Here is a 17,727-nt window from a genome sequence, read left to right as displayed (position 1 = left end):
GCAAAGAAGATGCCCTCATACTCCACAACACTCGACCGACCCACCGCGCAGATCATCCCGGCAGGCGCCCATCTGTCCCACCTGCTAGCTGGCGTCCCGCCGTACCGGAGAACTGCAAGGCCGTGCTAGCTGCCCGCGGCCAGCTTGATCAGCTCGGCCACTGCCTGCGGCTGTGACACGTAGATCGCGTGACTGCCGGGGACCTCGACGACCGTCGAGCCGGCCCGCTCGGACATGGCTCGCTGCGCCGGCGGCGGGATCATCCGGTCCTCGGTGGCGACCAGGTACCAGCTCGGCTTGACCCGCCACGCGGGCTCGGTCACCGTGCCACCCAAGGCATCGACTCCCCACGGCACCTGCGCGTCGGCCATGAACGCGGCGAGCTCGCTCGGTACGTCGGCCGCGAAGGAGTGGGCGAACTTCTCCCGGTCGAGGAACAGGAAGCCGTCCTGCGGCGGCAGGATCGGCGGCACCGGGGCACCCGGCGGCGGGTCGGCGATCAGCGTGTTGACCGACTCCCCCTTGTCCGGGGCGAACGCGGCGATGTAGCCGAGGGCCACCACGTTCTCGTGCGTGCCGGCCTCGGTGATGACCGCCCCGCCGTAGGAGTGCCCGACCAGAACGGCCGGACCGTCCAGTTGGTCGAGGACCCGGGTGGTGACGGCCACGTCATCCTCCAGCGAGAGGGTCGGGTTCTGCACGATGCTGACGCGGTACCCGTCCCGGACGAGCAGGTCGTACACGCCCTGCCAACCCGAGCCGTCGACGAAGCCTCCATGCACGAGGACGACGTTGCGTACGGGCGTATTTGTCATGATCATTTTCTCCTTCGGTCACCGGATTTCGGTGCCTCGAAGGTAGGTCGGCGAGGTCCTCGATCGCTTACGTCATCTGACTGGTTCATTCGGGTGGATGCTCGGCCAGAGCGTCGCGGAGCGCGGCACGCGACGTGACGCCGAGCTTCGGGAACAGCTGGTAGAGATGAGTTCCGACCGTCCGCGGCGACAGGAAGAGCCGGTCGCCGATCTGCTTGTTGGTGAGTCCGGCCGCGGCGAGCAAAGCGATCTCGCGCTGCTGTGGCGTGAGTACGTCGATCTTTCGCACGGCATCCTCGTGAGTCGACGGCAGACCGGTGGCCCGCAGTTCGGTGCGGGCCCGCTTCGCCCATGGTTCAGCGCCCAGGCGATCGAAGATGTCCCGCGCGGCGGCGAGCTGGCTCCGTGCCAGGGTGGCGCTCTTCGCCCGCCGCAGGCGTTCTCCGTAGGCAAGGTGTACGCGCGCCAACTCGAAGGGCCACCGGTCTGCGCCGGGAACGGCTAGCGCTGCTTCGAACAACTTGCCGTCCTCTGGCTGACTGGCCACTAGCGCAGCCGCTCCGGTCACCACGAGGGCGAGCCGTGGCGAGATGCGGTCGATGCCGGCGGCCTGTGCCGCGGCAACGTGTGCGGCCGCCTCCGCGTGCCGCCCCGTGCGACCGGCGGCTTCGACCAGGTCCAGGATGACCCACAGCGCATGCGCCGCATGGGGTACGAGCGTGCCCGCCGAAGATATCGCGGTCACCTGATCGAAGGCGGTCTCGTAGTCAGCGTGGCCGAGCGCAGCCAGGGCCTTGGCGTGGTACGCGTAGTTGAGAACGAACCCGCTCCGGCGCGGTCCGGCCCACTGGATCATCTGATCCGTGAGAGCAGTCATCGTGGACTCGTCGCCGCGGGCGGCGGCGATCAGCGCATGCTGGAATCGCAGCAGATACGACAGCAGTTCGTAGTTGTGCTTCTCGCACAGGGCAATGGCCTCGTCCGCCAGCCGGGTGACTTCGTCCCACTCTCCCGCGAGCAGGCCGTCGCATCCCAACAGCAGCAGCGCCTCGATCCCGGCCGTGATCGCGCCACCGGCTCGGCCATGCTCGACCGCCCGCCACAGAGCGGCTCGGCAGGCCGGCAGCCGATCGACGTACAGGGCCGCGACGCCGACGCGGATGATGTGCCCCGGGTCGGACTGCTCAGTCAGCCCGGCGACCATGGCGTCGAGCCGGTCGAGCACCGGCAACGCCAGCCGCGCGGGCTCGATGTACGTGCTCCCCAGCAGATCGATGAGCTCGGGAGGTCTCGGCCGCAGTCGTGCCATCACCGTGTGGAACGACTCGACGAGTTCAGACCGCGAACCGAACGAGACAAGGGCCTGCAGGACCCACAGCGCCTCGAAGAGGATCTCGTCCGTTGCGTCGGTGGGATCCGGCGAGGTCTCGATCGCGGTCAGGATCAACTGGTGGGCGGTGTCGATGGCGCCGTGGGCGTTGAGCAGGTACGCCGCGCCTGCCAAGGCGACGGCGAGTGAGGGCGGCTCGCGCAGTACGCCTGGCTCGAGAACGTCCTGCATGTTGCGGAGATCGCCGGTGACGTCGACGCCGATGTAAGCGGCCATCACCGATCGCCGTCTGCGGTCATCCGGCCGGGGACTGAGGTCGGCGGCGCGGAGCAACAGGACCATGGCACCGACCGGGTCACCGCGCCGTTGCACCCTGGCAGCGGCCTGTTCGAGCAGGATCGCGACGTCCTCGTCCGGGCCGGTGGTGGCTTCGGCCAGATGCCAGGCATGCCGCTCGGAGTCGTCGGCGTACTGCTCGGCCAAGGCTCGGTGGGCCTGGCTGCGTTGCTCACTGGTCGACAGTTCGACCACGGCGGCGCGGGTCAGTGGATGCCGGAACATCAGTCGTCCGGCTCCGCTGTCGACCTGGATCAGCCGGGCCCGTTCGGCCGCGTCCAGCGCCGGCCTCCCCCACTGCGCGGCCGCGGCGTCGCGCACGATGCGTAGATCACCGGCACCCTCGAGGGCAGCCAGCAGGAGTGGGCCACGCGTCTCGTCCGGCAAGTTGCTGATCCGCGATGCGAACAGGGACTGCAAGCGCCTGCTGAGTGGCGGGGGTGACGCCGGCGGCCCGCCTGGCCGGTGTCCACTGAGGGAGATCGGCAGCTCGAGCAGGGCCAGCGGATTGCCTTGCGCGTCCTCGAGCAGTCGCTGCCGGACCCGTGGTGACAACGTGGGAAAGCGGTCGTCGACCAGCGCGGCCGCAGCGTCGCTCGCAAGTGGCTGCACCTCGAGCTCCGGTAAACCGCCGCGATCGAAGAAGCTGACCTCGTCGGAGCGGAACGCGGCCAGGAACCCGACCCGGCTGCCCGCGAGCCGACGGGCGACGAAGCCCAGGACGACGGCGCTGACGCGATCCAGCCACGGCATGTCGTCGACGATCACCACCAGGGGCCTGTCCCCGGCCGCTGCTGTCAGCAGGGCGAGCATGGCGCTCGAAACCGTCAATTGATCCGGCGGCGTCTCTTCGTTCAGCCCGACCGCTGTCTCCAACGCGCGGCGGTATCTGTCGCTCAGCCGCGGGAGTACGTCGACGAGCGGATGGACCACCTGATGGAGTCCCGCGAAACTCATGTCCGCTTCGAACTCGACCCCGGCGGCCCGCAACACGCGCGCTCCTTGCGCCGTCGCCCGTACGGCCGTGGCATCGAGCAGCACGGACTTGCCGACGCCGGCTTCGCCGGTGAGCAGCAGACCCCCGCCACCGACTGCTGCCATTGCGACGAACGCGTCCAGCTGCTCGAGCTCGGCGTCCCGGCCGAACAATTTCTCAGCGGCTCCCCCACGAGTCACAGCACCGAACTTTACTCTCGGCCAGTCGACCGAACTCTTCAGCGCCTACAGGTGGCGGCGGGCGAGGTGGGCGGTGATCTCGGCGTCGATTTCCACGGTTTCGGGGAGGACCTGGAGGATTCGGCGGAGACCTGGTCCCGGTCGGCGGGCGGGAGCATCACGTACGCCGAGATCGTCGAGAGTTGTCCGATGTAGTCGTGGGCGCTCATCGTCAGGCGCCGTTCGATCACCGACTGCCGGACATCGGTGAACCACTCGGACTGCTGGAGCTCCGTGCCGGGCCATTGCATCGGGCGATCCGCGGGCGTGCCGTCGGGCGACGGGACGCCGTCGGTCTCCAGGTACGGCGCACGTGCCGCGCGCACGGCCTCCTTGAGGACCGGGTCGGCCAGCTGCATCGGCACACCGAACGAGGCGAACACGCCACCCGGTCGGACGAGTGCGGCCATGCGGTCCCACCGGCCTTCAGGGTCGGTCCAATGCAGCGCGGCAGCCGAATACACCAGCTCGTACGACGAATCCGTCGGCAGGTCCTCGAATGCGGCTTGCACGGTTGTGACGTCTGCCGGCAGGTGTTTGCGCAGCTCCGCGAGCATGGCCGCGTCAGGGTCGGTCGCCGTGACCACGATCCCTGCCTGCGCGAACAGGCGCGTTGCCTTGCCTGTCCCGGCCCCGATCTCGAGGGCGGTCCGGATCGGCCCACCGGCGTACGCCATCACCAGATCGAGGAGTTCCACCGGATACCCAGGCCGGAACCGCTCATACGCCTCCGCCACCACCCCGAAGCTCAACCCACGCACAACCATCCCGCGATCCTGGCACCTACCACGCCCCACCGCCTGTCATTTTCCACGAGTTGGGTGAGTGGGCGCGCCCGCTCAGCGGTCTGTTTGGGCTCGTAGGAATTCGACGACGCGATGCATGATCTCGGCGCTGCACCACAGCTGTGGGTTGTCCGACAGTTCGCCGTGTCCGCCGCCCTTGAGGATGTAGCGGGTGCTGTCCACGCCGGCTGCTCGCAGTGCCTGGTGCAGGCGAGCAGTCTGGGCGGGCGCGATGATGCGGTCGTCATCGCCGTGCAGGATCAGGAAGGGCGGGGTCTGCGCGGTGACACGGTTGGCCGGATCGGCTTCTCGCATCTCTTCGGGATGATCGGCCGCCGCTCGACCGGGGCCTAGGATGTACGCCGGAATCGCGGACTTGGGACCCGTATAAGCGGCCACGGTCGCCGGGTCGAATCCGGCGGCGACTTCGGCGAGGTTCGACGCGCCGAAGAAGTCGACCGCGGCGTTGATCTTGTTGTCCGGTTCGGTCGCGGCCATGGACGCCATGTAGCCGCCGGCCGATTCACCCCAGACCGCGACCCGGTCCGGGTCGACGCCGTACTCACTGGCGTGGCCGCGCAGGAACTGCAGCGCGGTGGCCACGTCAGTGAGCCCGTCACGGTACGTGGCCCCGACGCTGGCGGTGCGGTAGTCGATGCTGGCGACCACGAACCCGGCGTCCGCGACGTACCGGCGCTGTTTGGCCGCCATCATCCGGCGCGCGGACACGAATCCCCCACCGGGCAGATAGAGCACCAGCGGGTGTGGACCCGGTCGTTGCGGAGTCAGGATGTCCATGCGCAGCTTGGGCGAGTGGTCGGCGTACGCGATGCCCTTGTAGGAGCGGCTGTTGCGGCTGGGGCTGATCCTGGCGCGGGGATCCGGCGCGATGACGATGCTGTCCGGATCGTTGTCGGGGGCGGCCACGTTCGACATCCGGATCGGCTGCCCACTCAGCGCCGCCAGGGTCTTGACGAGCTGCATGGTGAGATTCACGTCAGCATCCTTCCGACGAGCTGGCCGCCCCGAACCGTCTCCGCGATGGAAACAAGGTAACTCGACGATCGGTCAGTGGGCGGAGTGCCCGCCGTCGACGTTGAGGATGTGGCCGGTGACGTAGGACGCCTGGCTCGAGGCGATGTAGAGGATCGCGTCTGCGACCTCCTCCGGGCGGCCGAGGCGCTGAAGTGGGACCTCTGTCACCAAGGCCGCCTTGTTCTCCGGCGTGCCGGTGAAGCGAGTCAGCATGCCGGTGTCGGTGGGTCCGGGCGCCACGCCGTTCACGCGGATCCCGGCGCCGGCGACCTCCAGTGCCACCGACTTGGTGATGCCTTCGACAGCGTGCTTGCTCCCGACGTAGATGGAGGCACCGGCCGCACCCTCGTGCCCGTAGGTCGAGGAGATGTTGATGATGCTTCCGGAGCCTTGCCCCTGCATCACCCGGACCTCGTGCTTCACGCTCAGGACCACGCCGAGAACATTCGTGTCGAAGGTCTGGGCGTAGGTGTCCGCGGTCTGGTCCGTGATCGGGCTGGGCCGGCCTTCGGTGCCGGCGCTGTTCACGGCGACGTCGAGATGGCCGAACAGTTCGACCGTCCGGTCGACCAGGGCGCGGACGTCGTCCTCCTTCCGGACATCGGCATTGACGAACTCGGCTTCCGCGCCGAGCGACCGGAGTTCCTCGGCGAGCATCTTGCCGGCCTCGTCGCGGCGGCCGGCGACGACCACGTTCGCGCCCTGCTTCGCGAACGCGACGGCACTGGCACGCCCGATGCCGGTGAGAGCTCCGGTGATCAGAACGACCTGCTTCTCGGACATATCTTCAGCTCCTATGACGTATGAGGTATGGAAAGACCTCATCAACGTAGGCTCATCTGGTTCAATTGAAAAAGACTTTGTACCGTGGGGGCATACCTCGCAAGCATGGGAGCGCCATGGAGTTGCGGCACCTGCGGTATCTCGTCGCGGTCGCCGAAGCGGGCAGTCTGACCGAGGCGGCCCAGCGACGGCTGCACACGTCCCAGCCGTCGCTCAGCCGGCAGATCCGCGACCTGGAGAAGGAGGTCGGGGTCGAGTTGCTCTCGCGCAGCGTTCACGGGGCCGCGCTGACGCCCGCGGGCGAAGGCTTCATCGATCATGCCCGCCAGGCGCTCATGCACGTCGACGCCGCAGTCGAAGCCGCCCGGAAGGCCGCGCAGCCGGTACGGAAGACCTTCGCCATCGGCTTCCAGACCGGGCACGAGATGAATTGGTTGCCGCCGGCAATGAGGGTGCTGCGGGACGAACTCGCGAACGTCGAGGTCACGGTCGTCAGCGACTACTCCCCCGATCTCGCCGGCGCGTTGGCCCGCGGCCGGCTGGACCTGGCCTTCCTGCGCGTCGAGCCGGGCTACGACCTCGAGTACGTCGTGGTGGACCGGGAGCCACTCAGAGTGCTGATGCCGAACGACCACCGCCTCACCGCGCGGGACGCCGTCCGCCCGGAGGATTTCGTCGGCGAGATCTTCATCGGCGGTTCGAAGAAGGCCACCGTGCTGCACGCCGTCACCGACGAGTACTTCCGCGGAGTCGGGCTCGACATCCCGCTGGATCACGGCGTCGACAACATGGCGATGGTGATGTCCCTGGTCGCCTCGACCCGCGGCCTGGCGCTGATGCCGGCGTACGCCGAGAACCTCCTGCCGGCGTCCGTCGTCAGCCGCCCACTCGACGGCGAGGCGCCGACGATCGAGGTCGCGATCGGCTACAGCCGGTCGAACACCTCGCCGACTCTCCAGCTGTTTCTGTCGCGCCTGCCCGAACTGATCGCCTGACACCAGGGGATGGCCAGGGGGTCTCACTGGTGTGAGCGGTGGCTTGGTGGCGAGACGGTAGGGCCAGGACACAGACGGTCTTGGAGGCGTGGGATGAGGTTGTTTCGCGGGTTGCAGGGGGCGAGGGACACGTCGCGCGCAGTCGTCGGCCGGGACTCGTCTCGGGGTGGGCCGGACAACGGGCCCGTCATCGTGCTGGTCGACAGTGTCCGCGGTGATGCGGACACGCTCGAGTGGGCCGCGGCCGAGGCTGCGGCGCGGGGGTCCGAGCTGCGGATCGTGCATGCGTTTCGCTGGCCGCATGTCTTCGATCCGTTCGGCAATCTGAGCGTGGACCTGCAGGCTCGCGGAGCGGCTGAAGGGGTCGTCGTCGCAGCCAGGCGACGCGCCCGCCGGATCGCGTCGTCGGTGCGCATCACGGCCCTCGTGTATCCGGGCGGAGCCAAGGCTGCGCTGGTCAGCGAGGCCCGGAAGACCACCCGAGCGCTCGTCGTAGTCGGCCATGACCGCCGCGATCGGACGCTGAGTCGGCGGCTGGCTCGCCGTACGACGGCCTCCCTCGCGGTGATCGGGTTGTCGGACCAGGCCGCGGTCGGGCCGTCGCTGGGCCGAGTGGTCGTCGGCGATGGCGGCCCGCAGGCACTCGGGTTCGCCTTCCGGGCCGCGCGGCGCCGCGGCACCGGCGTGACGATCGTCGACGCCACACCTCCCAACGGCGACCTCGAAGACCTGGTGCGGCTCTGGCGGATGGCCTACCCCGAGGTCGACGTACGGTGGCGCATCGCGCGCGGGCCGGCCGACGGTGCCGTGCTGGCCGAGTCGGCGGCGGCCGCACTGACCGTGCTCGGGCCGGTCCGGCGCCGGCGGATCAGCGGCTCCACGTCGGACGACGTCCTGCGACTCGCCCGTGGCCCAGTCGTCATGGTCGGGCCGGGAACCGTCTGAGCGTCTCAGCCGAAGGTGAAAGCGAACACCTCGGCCCCGCCGTCCAGGAAGGTGATCTTGAAGGTGTGCTCGTCGATGGGTCCGCGCTGGCGGATCAGCTGATGCAGGCGCTGCTCCGTCAGCGTCCCACGGCCGTCAGCATCGACATCGAGACCGTGATCCTCGCCCGGCGGCCGGTCGTCGAGCGTGACCTGGAAGCGGACCTCGGCGCCGCGGGCCGCAGGTCCCATCACCAGGTGGAGGTCACGCGCGCGGAACCGGTCGACGAGATAGCCGTGCGGCGAGTTCACGCGCGCGGCCTGTTCGCCGACGGTCCACTCACCCGCCAGCGCCCACTGGTTCAACGACAGCTTCGACGGGACCGAGTACGACGCGTCACGCCCCGACCGCAGTCCGCCGGGTGAGGCGAAGTACTCGGACCGCCCGGAGCCGGTGTAGTTCTCCGGCGACCCGAGTGAGTTCCAGTCGGCCTGCGCCTCGAATCCGGCCGCGGACACGGCGACGAGGCCGGAGCCGGCCTCCACTCCCGCGTCGGTCAGCAACTCCTGGATGACGGCCTCCGACCGCTCGTAGTCACCCTCACCGAAGTGATGGTGACGGATCGCGCCCTCCGCGTCGACGAAGTACAGCGCCGGCCAGTAGTGGTTGTCGAAGGCGCGCCAGATCCCGTAGTCGCTGTCGACCGCGACCGGATAGCCGACGTTCAGGTCTTGAACGGCTCGTACGACGTTCTCCGGGTCCTGCTCGAACCCGAACTCCGGCGTGTGCACCCCGATCACCGTCAGCTCGGCGTACTTCTCGGACCACGCCCGCACGTACGGAAGCTGACGCAGCCAGTTGATGCAGGTGTAGGTCCAGAAGCTGACCAGCACCGGTCTCCCCCGCAGACCCTCGGTGGTCAACGGCGCCGAATTCAGCCAGCCGGTAGCGCCCGTCAGTGCGGGCATCCGGCCCTCGAACGATCGTGATGTCATGATGTGTCCTCGACCTCGGAGCCCGATCCCCGGCTCCGGATACGCGGCCAGGGACTCTCACTGGTGCGAGGCGGGCCCGCAAGCGCGATTGTAGGTGCGTACCAATCACAACGCGGAGGGGTCACACTCTGATGGGCGACGAACTGCAGGGCCAGACGGTCGTGGTGATCGGCGGTAGCGCCGGCATCGGCCTGGAGACCGCGCGACAGGCTCGAGCCGCCGGAGCCGCCGTCATCCTGACCGGCCGCGACCCAGAGCGGTTGAAGTCCGCGGCGGCCGATGTGGACGCAACCGGTGTCGTGTCCTTCGACGCCAACGACTCGCGCGAGCTGGAGAGCTTCTTCGCCGGTCTGGGCGGCCCGATCGACCATGTGATGGCCACCGCCGGTGGCCCGTACTACGCCGCCCTCGCGGACATCGACTTCGACGAAGCCAGGCGCGCGCTGCAGGAACACCCGATGCTGATGGTCGGCGTGGCCCGGTTCGCGAACGTTCGTCCCGGCGGCAGCCTGACCTTCATGGGCGGCACCGGTGGACGCCGGCCGGACCGCGGGATCGGGATCACCTCGGCGATGACGGTGGCTCTGCCGGCCCTGGCCGCCAGTCTGGCTCTCGAGGTCGCGCCGGTCCGCGTCAACCTGATCGCCGCGGGCTTCGTCGACACCCCGTTGTCGGCGTCGCTGCTCGGTGACCAGCTGGACGAGCGCCGTACCGAGCTGCGGACCACACTGCCCATCGGTCGCGTCGTCCAGCCGGACGACGTCGCCGCCCTCGCCGTGCACCTGATGACGAACACCGCCCTGACCGGGGCGACGTACGACATCGACGGCGGTCAAAGCCTCCTCCGCTGAAAGGCGTCCGATGCGATCCGACATCATCCCCGGCAGCACCTTCCCGGACTACGAGCTGCCCGACCACACCGACGTACCGCGGAAGCTCAGTGAGCTGCAGGGCGACGATCCGATGATCCTGACGCTCGCCCGCGGGCACTACTGCCCGAAGGAGCACCAGCAGCACCGCGAGCTCGCCGAGTTCTACCCCAAGATCGCGGTCGCCTACACGCAGGTGGTCACGATCGCCACCGACGAGCACCACACGCTGCAGGAGTTCCGGGCCGCGGTCGGGGCGCAGTGGCCGTTCCTCTCCGATCCGGGCCGGATCGTCCAGCAGGATCTGGACATCCAGGAGTACACCGACCCGGAGAACAACCCGATGATCCCGCACACCCTCGTGCTCAAGCCGGGTCTCGTCGTGCACAGCATCTACAACGGCTACTGGTTCTGGGGCCGGCCGTCGCTGCACGACCTCTGGCGCGACCTGCGCGAGGCGAGCCGCGAGATCCGCCCGGACTGGGACCTCAGTAAGCCCGGTCTCCGCGAGGCATGGAACGCGGGCGATCTGTCGGCGTTCCACGGCTGGGAGACCAAGCCCGCCGACTCCTAGGAGAAGCCGGCCTTCAGGCGCTTCGGGGTACGACGGTGTAGCCGCGGCCCCGGATCGCCTCGAAGCTCTGCTCGCGGATCTCGGCCGTCGGGAACGCCGCGACCACCTGCTTGGTCTCGAGGTCGATCCCCGTCACCTGGACCCCGAGCTCCTCGAGCACACCGGTGATCGTGTTCGTGCAGTGCGAGCACGTCATGTCCGGCACCTCGAACACCTCGTCGGGAGTATCCACGTCCACTTCCTCCTCCGGATCGGATGTGCCGGCGACCTCCACCAGGTCGAGCAGCCGGACGAATGTCTCGACGAAGGTGTCCACCACGCCTGGCAGCAGCCGCGATCCCGCCACCGACATGTTGGCCAGGCATCGCGGCTGCTCCCCCGCGGGCAACAACTCGTACTGCTGAGTCAGCGCATCTGGTCGGCAAGGTAAGCGTGCTGCACCAAGGCGCGTGCCGTGGTGTCGACGCCCACGCGGAGAATCTCGACCGGATCCTTGTCCGTCGTCGTCGCGGCCATGACGTCTCGCGCCACACCGGACAACGACTGCGCCGCGCGTACGATGTCCTCGTTGGCGGCCAGCGCACGCCACATCGCGAGCGTCGCTTCCCGTGCGACGATCGGGACCACCGGCCCGAGCGGACCACAGTGCGCAACATTCGCCACACCACCGCTGTCCCGCCAACTCACGCCGTACGCCGCACTCGTCACCAAGTCGGCGGGACACGGTCGCATCCGGGTCTGCAGATAGTCCAACTGCACCGCAGTGAGATGACTGCCCGGTGCGGCGACCAGCGGGACGATCTCGGGCTCGATCCGCGCCGCCGGTCCAAGCGACAGCGACTCCCGCGGTCCGAACACGCCGGCGCCGGCGACCTCGGCGAGCACCCGGGCCGCGGCGGCGCGATCGTAGCGGGCAGGCATTCCCGGCGTACCTCCCCAGCAGGCGTCGCGATCTGCTCCCAAGTCTAGAAAGCCATCGCGCGGTTCGTGGTTCCACCGCGTGTCAGGTGGTTGACTGTGCCGATGGACGCTCAGTACGGACCGCACCGGTTCTCAGGTGGCGGTGAAGAGACCGATGCCTTTCGTGGTCAGGAGTTCCGGGTCGCGGACCTGCGCGGCGCGCGTTTCACCGACTGCGACCTGTCCGGGATCAAGGTCGTCGACGGGTGCCTGGTGGACGTCGACATCTCCGGGTACGTCGAGCGGCTCGTCGTCAACGGCATCGACGTGACCGAGTACGTCGACGCCGAACTCGACCGCCGCCACCCGGAGCGCGTGCAGCTCCGCGAGGTCCGGGACGCCGACGGGTTCCGCGCGATGTGGGACACCGTCGAACGGCTCTGGTCGGAGGCGATCGCCCGCGCCGAACGCCTGCCCGAGCCCGCCCGGCACGAGCGGGTCGACGGCGAGTGGTCGTTCGTCGAGACCCTGCGCCACCTCGTCTTCATCACCGACGCCTGGTTCAGCCGCACCGTCCTCGACCAGGAGCGGCCCTACCACCCGCTCGGCGTCGCCCAGTCCTGGTACGCCGACAAGGACGCCGTTGCCCTCGGCATCGACCTTGACGCGGCGCCGTCGTACGCCGAAGTCCTCAGCCTGTATGCCGATCGGGCGGAGCTGGTACGCCGGACCCTCGCCGGCCTCACCGACGCCGACCTCGGCCGGGAGTGCGTGCGCACCCCGGCGCCCGGCTACCCCGAAGAGCCTCGGGCGGTGGCCGAGTGCCTCGCGGTCCTGATGGACGAGGCCATCGAGCACTACCGCTTCGCGGACCGCGACCTGGCCGTCCTCGAAGCCCGCTGAGCCGGGCCGACACGGTCCAGGGGGCGGGTGTCGCGCGTCCGGGGGGTCGCGGTGCATCATGGTGCCTGGGTTCGCTCCAGAAGGTGGGTGCGCCCGTGTCTGCGACCCCTGGGAGTCACCATGTCCTTGGATCAGTCGTCGGCCGAAACCTTCGGCCAGTTCGCTCTTGACCTGCACGACCTCGAGGGGGTCGAAGAGACCGTCGAAGCGGTGGTGCAGTTCGCCCGCCAGGCGGTCCGGTGCAAGCACGCCTCCGTCGTTCTCGTCGCGCACAGACGGCGACTGGAGCTGATGGCACTCACCGACCCCAAGCTGGCGGACCTCTACCAGCAGCAGATCGAGGAGGGCACCGGGCCACTCCTGACCGCCATCGACCAGCAGAACGTGCTGCTGATCCCCGACACAGCAGCCGAGACCCGCTGGTCACCGCGCTGGGCCGACGAGGTCGCGACCGCGGGGATCCGGTCCGCGATGCACGTGCCGCTGATGCTGGCCGGGCACGCGCAGGCAGTGCTCAGTCTGTACAGCGACCAGCCGGACGCGTTCGACACCGACGACGTCGCGATCGCTCACATCCTCGCCCGGCACGCCTCGGTCGCGATCGCCTCCGCACGCCACGACGCCTCCATGGCGCAGGCCATCGACGCCCGCAAGCTCGTCGGACAGGCGATGGGGATCCTGATGGAACGCTACGACCTCGACGGCGACCGCGCGTTCGAGGTGCTCAAGCGCTATTCCCAGGACACCAACCGCAAACTCCGCGACGTCGCGCAGGAACTGGTCGATACTCGCAAACTCCCGCGCTGAGCCCGAATACTCCGGCGCCGACCGGGCACCGGAGGTTCAGGACGACCCGAGCTCTCGGGGGTTTGAGCCGTTCAGGGCCCCGGTGTTGAAGGAAAACAGCACCGGGGCCCATCTTCACGACCGCTGCGGCACCGGAGCCGCGTACGGCGCGTCCGCGAGACCGAGGTTCCGCCAGACGAACCGCGGGATGCGGGCCAGGAAGCCGTGCACGAAGAGCGAACTGTGGGCGATCGCCGGCTGGCTGTGCACGCCCGGTGAGAACCACGCCCAGTCGTCCGCGATCCGGAACGACGCCGGCGGGTTCGCCATCAGGTACTCCATCTGGCGTGGATGGATGACGTCGTACGCGAACTTGGTGTCCTGCGCGGTGACCGCGAACTGGTCGTTGAACGCCTCGCTCTCGAAGCTGATCCCACGGCTGAACCCGCGCCGCGCGACCTGGATCCACGGCATCCGGGCCGGCAACTGGAACCCGAGGATCGGCTCGCTGTGGTTCTCGACCACGGTCCGGGTCTGACTCCGGCCCTCGCTGTCGGTGTAGCTCTCCGTCCGGGTGGTCTTCCAATGGTGCGTGAACGCGACGAACGGCGGTCCGTCACCGTCGCGACCCCGGACCACGTCGCTGGTGCGGTGGTCGTGGCCAGACCGCGTCACCGGGGTGAACTGCAGCAGGCTGTCGTCGACGTCGATCCAGTACCACTCAGGGTGCTGGTAGAACGTCAACCGCGGCGGGCGCTCCGGCTCGATCCAGCCATCCAAGGGCGCAGCGTCGATCGCGGCCGCGACCGTGGCGAGCTGCTCCAGCCAGGGTCCGAGGCGATCGATGTCCTTGCGCGGCGGGTCGAGCACCACCAGTTGGTCGCCGTCGACGCTCAAGTTCACCCAAGGCTGGCCCGCTGCCATTGCGCTCAGCTGCCCACACAGCTGCGGGGTCAACGCCGCCGCGGCGAACGCCGGGTCCATCGCACCGATCTGCCAACCCGGTCCGAGCTGCGCCGGAGACGGTACGCCGGTCGCCAGGACGCCGTACCGCGGCTGCGTCTCACCACCGGTGATCCACAGCTCGGGCAGCCGGCGGGAGAGGCCGACCATCCCGACCCAGCCCGACCAGTGCTCGGAGCTGTACTCGATCACCTGGAACGGCCGGCCACCGCTGGTCAGCCCGGTGATCTGATCGTCCGGCGTCCGCCGGAAGCCGATCCCGAAGGGCGGATTCCCCAGCCTGGCCACCGCATCGAACGTGGGGCTGTTCACGAACGTCCAGCCCCGATCCCGCAACGACCGGATGTACTGCTGCCGGCGTACGAGCGCGACGATCCCCCAGGCCACCCCCGCCGCCACCAGCAGCACAACGATCAGCCCGACAATCCCCAGCCCACTGGCCATGCCCACCTCCTTCCGGAGAACGCTATCGGCTGAGGGGGTTCGGAAGCGGCTGGGCGTGGACGATGTGAAGGCGGCTGACGGCTCGGGTGAGGATGACGTAGAGGCGGTGCAGGCCGCGGGGTTCGGCGGCGACGATCTGGGCTGGTTCGGCGACGACGACGGCGTCGAACTCGAGACCCTTCGCCAGGGTGGCGGGGACGCAGACCAGTCTGGTGGTGTCCATCTCGTCCTCGGTCTCACCGAGGAGAGCCGGCTCCAGGCCGGCGGCGGCGAGGGCGTCGCGGAGGTGGGAGATCTGGTCGTCGGCTGCGATCAGCGCCACCGAGCCTTCGCCGGCCAGGGCGGTCTTGCACGCGGCAACGAGCTCGTCGGCGAAGGAGTGCTCGTCGGTCTCGACGATGGCCAGCGCATCGGCGACGGTCCGGACGCCGCTCGGGATGCCGAGGGTGGGAGCGATCTGTGGGAGGAGCTTGGCCGCGAAGTCGATGATCTGGGCCGGGACGCGGAAGCCGCGGTCGAGTTCGGCGACCACGGCGTCCGACTTGTCGAGATGACCGAGGACCCGGTCCCACGAGCCGGCGGCCCACGCGGTGGTTGCCTGGGCCAGGTCCCCCAGGACCGTGGCCGAGCCGGTGCGGCATCGCCGGCCGAGCGCGCGCAACTGCATCGCCGACAGGTCCTGTGCCTCGTCCAGGACGAGATGGCCGAGGGAACCGGTACGGCGCTCGATCAGGTCCTCGAGTTCGTCGAGCAGCACGGTGTCGGCGAACGACCACTTCGCCGACTTCCACGAACGCGGCGGCTTGGGCCACAGCAACGCCGTACGGTCGTCCTCCGTCAGCAGGTCGCCTGCGACGCGCCCGAGGAAGTCGGCATCGGACAGCAGCCGGTGCAGCACCTGCTCGGGTGCGACGCGTGGCCACACCGCGTCGATCAGTTCCTTCACGGGCTTCGAGCGGGCCACGGCGTTCTGCACCCGGTCGTCCGGCGACTCGGCGCGCTGCTCCATCCGGACCAGGACGACATGCGCGATCCGCTGCGCCAGCGCGTTCCGCCCCGGCGCGTACCTGGTCGACTCGCGCAGGTCGGACACGATGTCGACCACCTCGTAGTCGTGCACCCGATAGCGCCGGGATCCCTTGCTGTAAAGGACTCCCTCGGTCGGCGTACCGACGTACGACCACAACGCCCGATGCAGCACCTCGGCCATCCGGGCGTCACCCTTGACCCGCTCGGCCTCCACTGCGTCCACCGCCGCGGCCGGCCGGCTGATCAGCTCCTCGATGATGATCTGCCGTACGTCGACCTCGCCGAGCGCCGGCAGGACCTTGCGGATGTACGACAGGAAGGAGCGGTTCGGCCCGACGATCACGACACCGCCGCGGCTCAGCCGCTCCCGTTCGGTGTAGAGCAGGTACGCCACGCGGTGCAGGCCGACGGCCGTCTTCCCGGTGCCGGGCGCACCCTGGACGCACACGGACGGATGCAGTGCCGCGCGGACCAGGTCGTCCTGCTCCGGCTGGATCGTGGCGACGATGTCGCGCATCGGCCCGGTGCGCGGCCGCTCGATCTCGGCACGCAGGAACGCGTCGGCCTGATCGGTCTCGACCGTGCCGATCAGCGGCTCGTCCTCGAAGCCGGTCAGCTCCGCGTGATCGGAGAAGCCGTACCGGCGGCGCATCAGCACCCGCTGCCGGTCGCTGCGGGTCGCCCGGTAGAACGGCACCGAGACCGGCGCCCGCCAGTCGATCACCAGCGGGACCCCGCTGCCGTCGTGCACGTGCCGGCGACCGATGTAGATCTGGTCCAGGTCCTCGATCGTCCCGGCCTCATAGTCGATCCGGCCGAAGAACAACGGCACGTCGGGGAGATCGAGCAAGGCCTGCGTGCGCATCTTCTTGGCACGCTCGTTGGCCTCGTTGGTGAAGCGCTCGTCGTTGTCCTCGCCGCCGATCAGCGGGACGTCGCGAGCCTCCACCTCCTGGTACATCCGGGCGAGCGCGGTGCGGGCCGTGGCGAGGAAGGCGCGTTCGGTGTCGAGTTCTGGTTCGGCCATCGGAGAGAGCCTCGAATCGTGGAGAGCTTCGGATGGGGACGATCAGCAGGGTCCCGCCCCGGAGCACAACCATCCGGTTCGATTCGATCCCGAAAAGACAGGTCGAGGACGCTACCAGCGGCCCTGGCAGCCCGCCACCGAATTAACGCAACCAGTCCGGGATGTACTGGTCGTCCCGCGGGAACTCGGCGAGGTCGGCGGCGTAGATGCCCGCGTCGACAGGGATCGACCAGGCAGGTTCATGGTCGTAGTCGAAGTCGGTCGTGAACCGGCCGTCCGCGGTGACGCCGACGTACGCGGTCAGCCACGCGCCCTTGCCCGGCTGGTACATCTGTCGCCGCAGGGCCTCGAAGAGGTCCTCGAGCCCGTCGGGCAGCGGGTCGAGCTGCGTCGGCTCACCATTCGGGCCGACCAGGGTCGCATCCAGTTCGGCGTACGGCACTGTGGCCCGGTAGACCGCGCTCACCTCGCGCCAGCCTGCGGGCAGCCCGGCGGTCAGCGCACGGGCGATCGCGTCGATGGTGCCGATCTCGCTCATTCGCGTCCTCGGGCCGGCGGTTTGGTCTCCTTGAAGATACGCCGTGGGGATCGCCGGCCCTCGTGCCGGTCGACGACGGTCCGGGCCGACGGGCGGCGCGACGTACCGTTCTGGTGCCGGACATCGATGGCGGCGTGCACCTGGATGCCGGCGGCCCGCAGCGCCTGCCAGGTCTCCTCCATCCGGCGCCAACGGCAGCCAGCCGAGCCACCCTTCGGCATGGGTGACCTGGCCGGCCTTGTCCGTCGCGTACAGGTAGCGGTCGTCGACCACGTAGACCGACGACGGCTCCGGTGCGGACAGGTTGTCGTTCCAGTGATCCGCCCGTCCCGACTTCTCCTTGTGGACGGGCAGCTCGGCGTACCGCTCCGGCACTTGCACCACATCGCCGGGGCCGTACCCGACCGCCCGGACGTCGGCCGGATCGGTAGGTTGCTCGATCCGGCCCGACGCCCGGCGCGATCGGTCCGTCATTGCAGGG

At 69.1% G+C, this 17,727-nt stretch carries 17 protein-coding genes; 6 read left to right on the top strand and 11 right to left on the bottom strand.

Features of this window, described 5'->3' with window-relative positions; all coding sequences use genetic code 11:
- Nucleotides 1-125: 125 nt before the first annotated feature.
- From OG876_RS31535 to OG876_RS31515, 5 genes are all read right to left on the bottom strand, one after another.
- Entirely contained in the window at nucleotides 126-815 is a 690-nt protein-coding gene (locus tag OG876_RS31535; protein WP_328520308.1) for an alpha/beta fold hydrolase, read from the bottom strand.
- A gap of 85 nt (nucleotides 816-900) precedes the next feature.
- A complete protein-coding gene (locus OG876_RS31530; protein ID WP_328520307.1) occupies nucleotides 901-3,657 on the bottom strand; it encodes a helix-turn-helix transcriptional regulator in 2,757 nt (918 codons plus the stop codon).
- A 38-nt stretch (nucleotides 3,658-3,695) separates the two neighbouring features.
- On the bottom strand, nucleotides 3,696-4,463 hold the full coding sequence (locus OG876_RS31525) for a class I SAM-dependent methyltransferase (RefSeq protein WP_328520306.1): 768 nt from the start codon (nucleotides 4,461-4,463) through the stop codon (nucleotides 3,696-3,698).
- A 72-nt stretch (nucleotides 4,464-4,535) separates the two neighbouring features.
- Complete coding sequence (locus OG876_RS31520) at nucleotides 4,536-5,477, bottom strand: alpha/beta hydrolase (RefSeq protein ID WP_328520305.1); 942 nt, start codon at nucleotides 5,475-5,477, stop codon at nucleotides 4,536-4,538.
- A gap of 72 nt (nucleotides 5,478-5,549) precedes the next feature.
- Nucleotides 5,550-6,299, bottom strand: coding sequence for an SDR family NAD(P)-dependent oxidoreductase (locus OG876_RS31515; protein ID WP_328520304.1), 750 nt, complete (start codon nucleotides 6,297-6,299; stop codon nucleotides 5,550-5,552).
- A gap of 116 nt (nucleotides 6,300-6,415) precedes the next feature.
- Between OG876_RS31515 and OG876_RS31510 the strand changes: the two genes are divergently transcribed.
- Both OG876_RS31510 and OG876_RS31505 read left to right on the top strand, forming a co-directional pair.
- Nucleotides 6,416-7,294, top strand: coding sequence for a LysR family transcriptional regulator (locus tag OG876_RS31510; RefSeq protein ID WP_328520303.1), 879 nt, complete (start codon nucleotides 6,416-6,418; stop codon nucleotides 7,292-7,294).
- Between the two features lie 93 nt (nucleotides 7,295-7,387).
- A complete protein-coding gene (locus OG876_RS31505) occupies nucleotides 7,388-8,239 on the top strand; it encodes a universal stress protein (RefSeq protein WP_328520302.1) in 852 nt (283 codons plus the stop codon).
- Between the two features lie 5 nt (nucleotides 8,240-8,244).
- On the opposite strand, the gene OG876_RS31500 is transcribed toward OG876_RS31505, so the two are convergent.
- On the bottom strand, nucleotides 8,245-9,213 hold the full coding sequence (locus tag OG876_RS31500; RefSeq protein WP_328520301.1) for a redoxin domain-containing protein: 969 nt from the start codon (nucleotides 9,211-9,213) through the stop codon (nucleotides 8,245-8,247).
- 131 nt (nucleotides 9,214-9,344) lie between these two features.
- Here OG876_RS31500 and OG876_RS31495 point away from each other — a divergent pair, with 131 nt between their 5' ends.
- Both OG876_RS31495 and OG876_RS31490 read left to right on the top strand, forming a co-directional pair.
- Nucleotides 9,345-10,064 carry an SDR family oxidoreductase gene (locus tag OG876_RS31495; protein ID WP_328520300.1) on the top strand — a complete coding sequence of 240 codons (720 nt, stop codon included), beginning with the start codon at nucleotides 9,345-9,347 and terminating at the stop codon, nucleotides 10,062-10,064.
- A 10-nt stretch (nucleotides 10,065-10,074) separates the two neighbouring features.
- Complete coding sequence (locus OG876_RS31490; RefSeq protein WP_328520299.1) at nucleotides 10,075-10,656, top strand: redoxin domain-containing protein; 582 nt, start codon at nucleotides 10,075-10,077, stop codon at nucleotides 10,654-10,656.
- 13 nt (nucleotides 10,657-10,669) lie between these two features.
- Here OG876_RS31490 and OG876_RS31485 read toward each other — a convergent pair whose 3' ends face one another.
- Nucleotides 10,670-11,008 (bottom strand): heavy-metal-associated domain-containing protein, encoded by a 339-nt coding sequence (locus OG876_RS31485; RefSeq protein WP_328520298.1) that lies wholly within the window; start codon nucleotides 11,006-11,008, stop codon nucleotides 10,670-10,672.
- Between the two features lie 53 nt (nucleotides 11,009-11,061).
- Nucleotides 11,062-11,577, bottom strand: coding sequence for a hypothetical protein (locus OG876_RS31480; RefSeq protein ID WP_328520297.1), 516 nt, complete (start codon nucleotides 11,575-11,577; stop codon nucleotides 11,062-11,064).
- A gap of 102 nt (nucleotides 11,578-11,679) precedes the next feature.
- Here OG876_RS31480 and OG876_RS31475 point away from each other — a divergent pair, with 102 nt between their 5' ends.
- Together OG876_RS31475 and OG876_RS31470 are read left to right on the top strand one after the other, a co-directional pair.
- The gene (locus tag OG876_RS31475) at nucleotides 11,680-12,459 is read left to right on the top strand and encodes a DinB family protein (protein ID WP_328520296.1); all 780 of its coding nucleotides are present in this window, start codon (nucleotides 11,680-11,682) and stop codon (nucleotides 12,457-12,459) included.
- Nucleotides 12,460-12,579: 120 nt separating this feature from the next.
- Nucleotides 12,580-13,266, top strand: a complete 687-nt coding sequence (locus tag OG876_RS31470; RefSeq protein WP_328520295.1) for a GAF and ANTAR domain-containing protein — start codon at nucleotides 12,580-12,582, stop codon at nucleotides 13,264-13,266.
- Nucleotides 13,267-13,380: 114 nt separating this feature from the next.
- On the opposite strand, the gene OG876_RS31465 is transcribed toward OG876_RS31470, so the two are convergent.
- The 3 genes from OG876_RS31465 to OG876_RS31455 all read right to left on the bottom strand — a co-directional run bounded on the left by OG876_RS31465 (nucleotide 13,381) and on the right by OG876_RS31455 (nucleotide 17,720).
- A complete protein-coding gene (locus tag OG876_RS31465) occupies nucleotides 13,381-14,652 on the bottom strand; it encodes a hypothetical protein (protein ID WP_328520294.1) in 1,272 nt (423 codons plus the stop codon).
- A gap of 22 nt (nucleotides 14,653-14,674) precedes the next feature.
- Nucleotides 14,675-16,708 (bottom strand): HelD family protein, encoded by a 2,034-nt coding sequence (locus OG876_RS31460; RefSeq protein WP_328520293.1) that lies wholly within the window; start codon nucleotides 16,706-16,708, stop codon nucleotides 14,675-14,677.
- A 142-nt stretch (nucleotides 16,709-16,850) separates the two neighbouring features.
- Nucleotides 16,851-17,720 carry a hypothetical protein gene (locus tag OG876_RS31455; RefSeq protein ID WP_328520292.1) on the bottom strand — a complete coding sequence of 290 codons (870 nt, stop codon included), beginning with the start codon at nucleotides 17,718-17,720 and terminating at the stop codon, nucleotides 16,851-16,853.
- Nucleotides 17,721-17,727: the final 7 nt, after the last annotated feature.

Source organism: Kribbella sp. NBC_00359 (assembly GCF_036097425.1).
Lineage (GTDB): Bacteria > Actinomycetota > Actinomycetes > Propionibacteriales > Kribbellaceae > Kribbella.
Note: the sequence above shows the minus strand (reverse complement) of the source record. Positions and strands in the feature narration are given on the sequence as shown.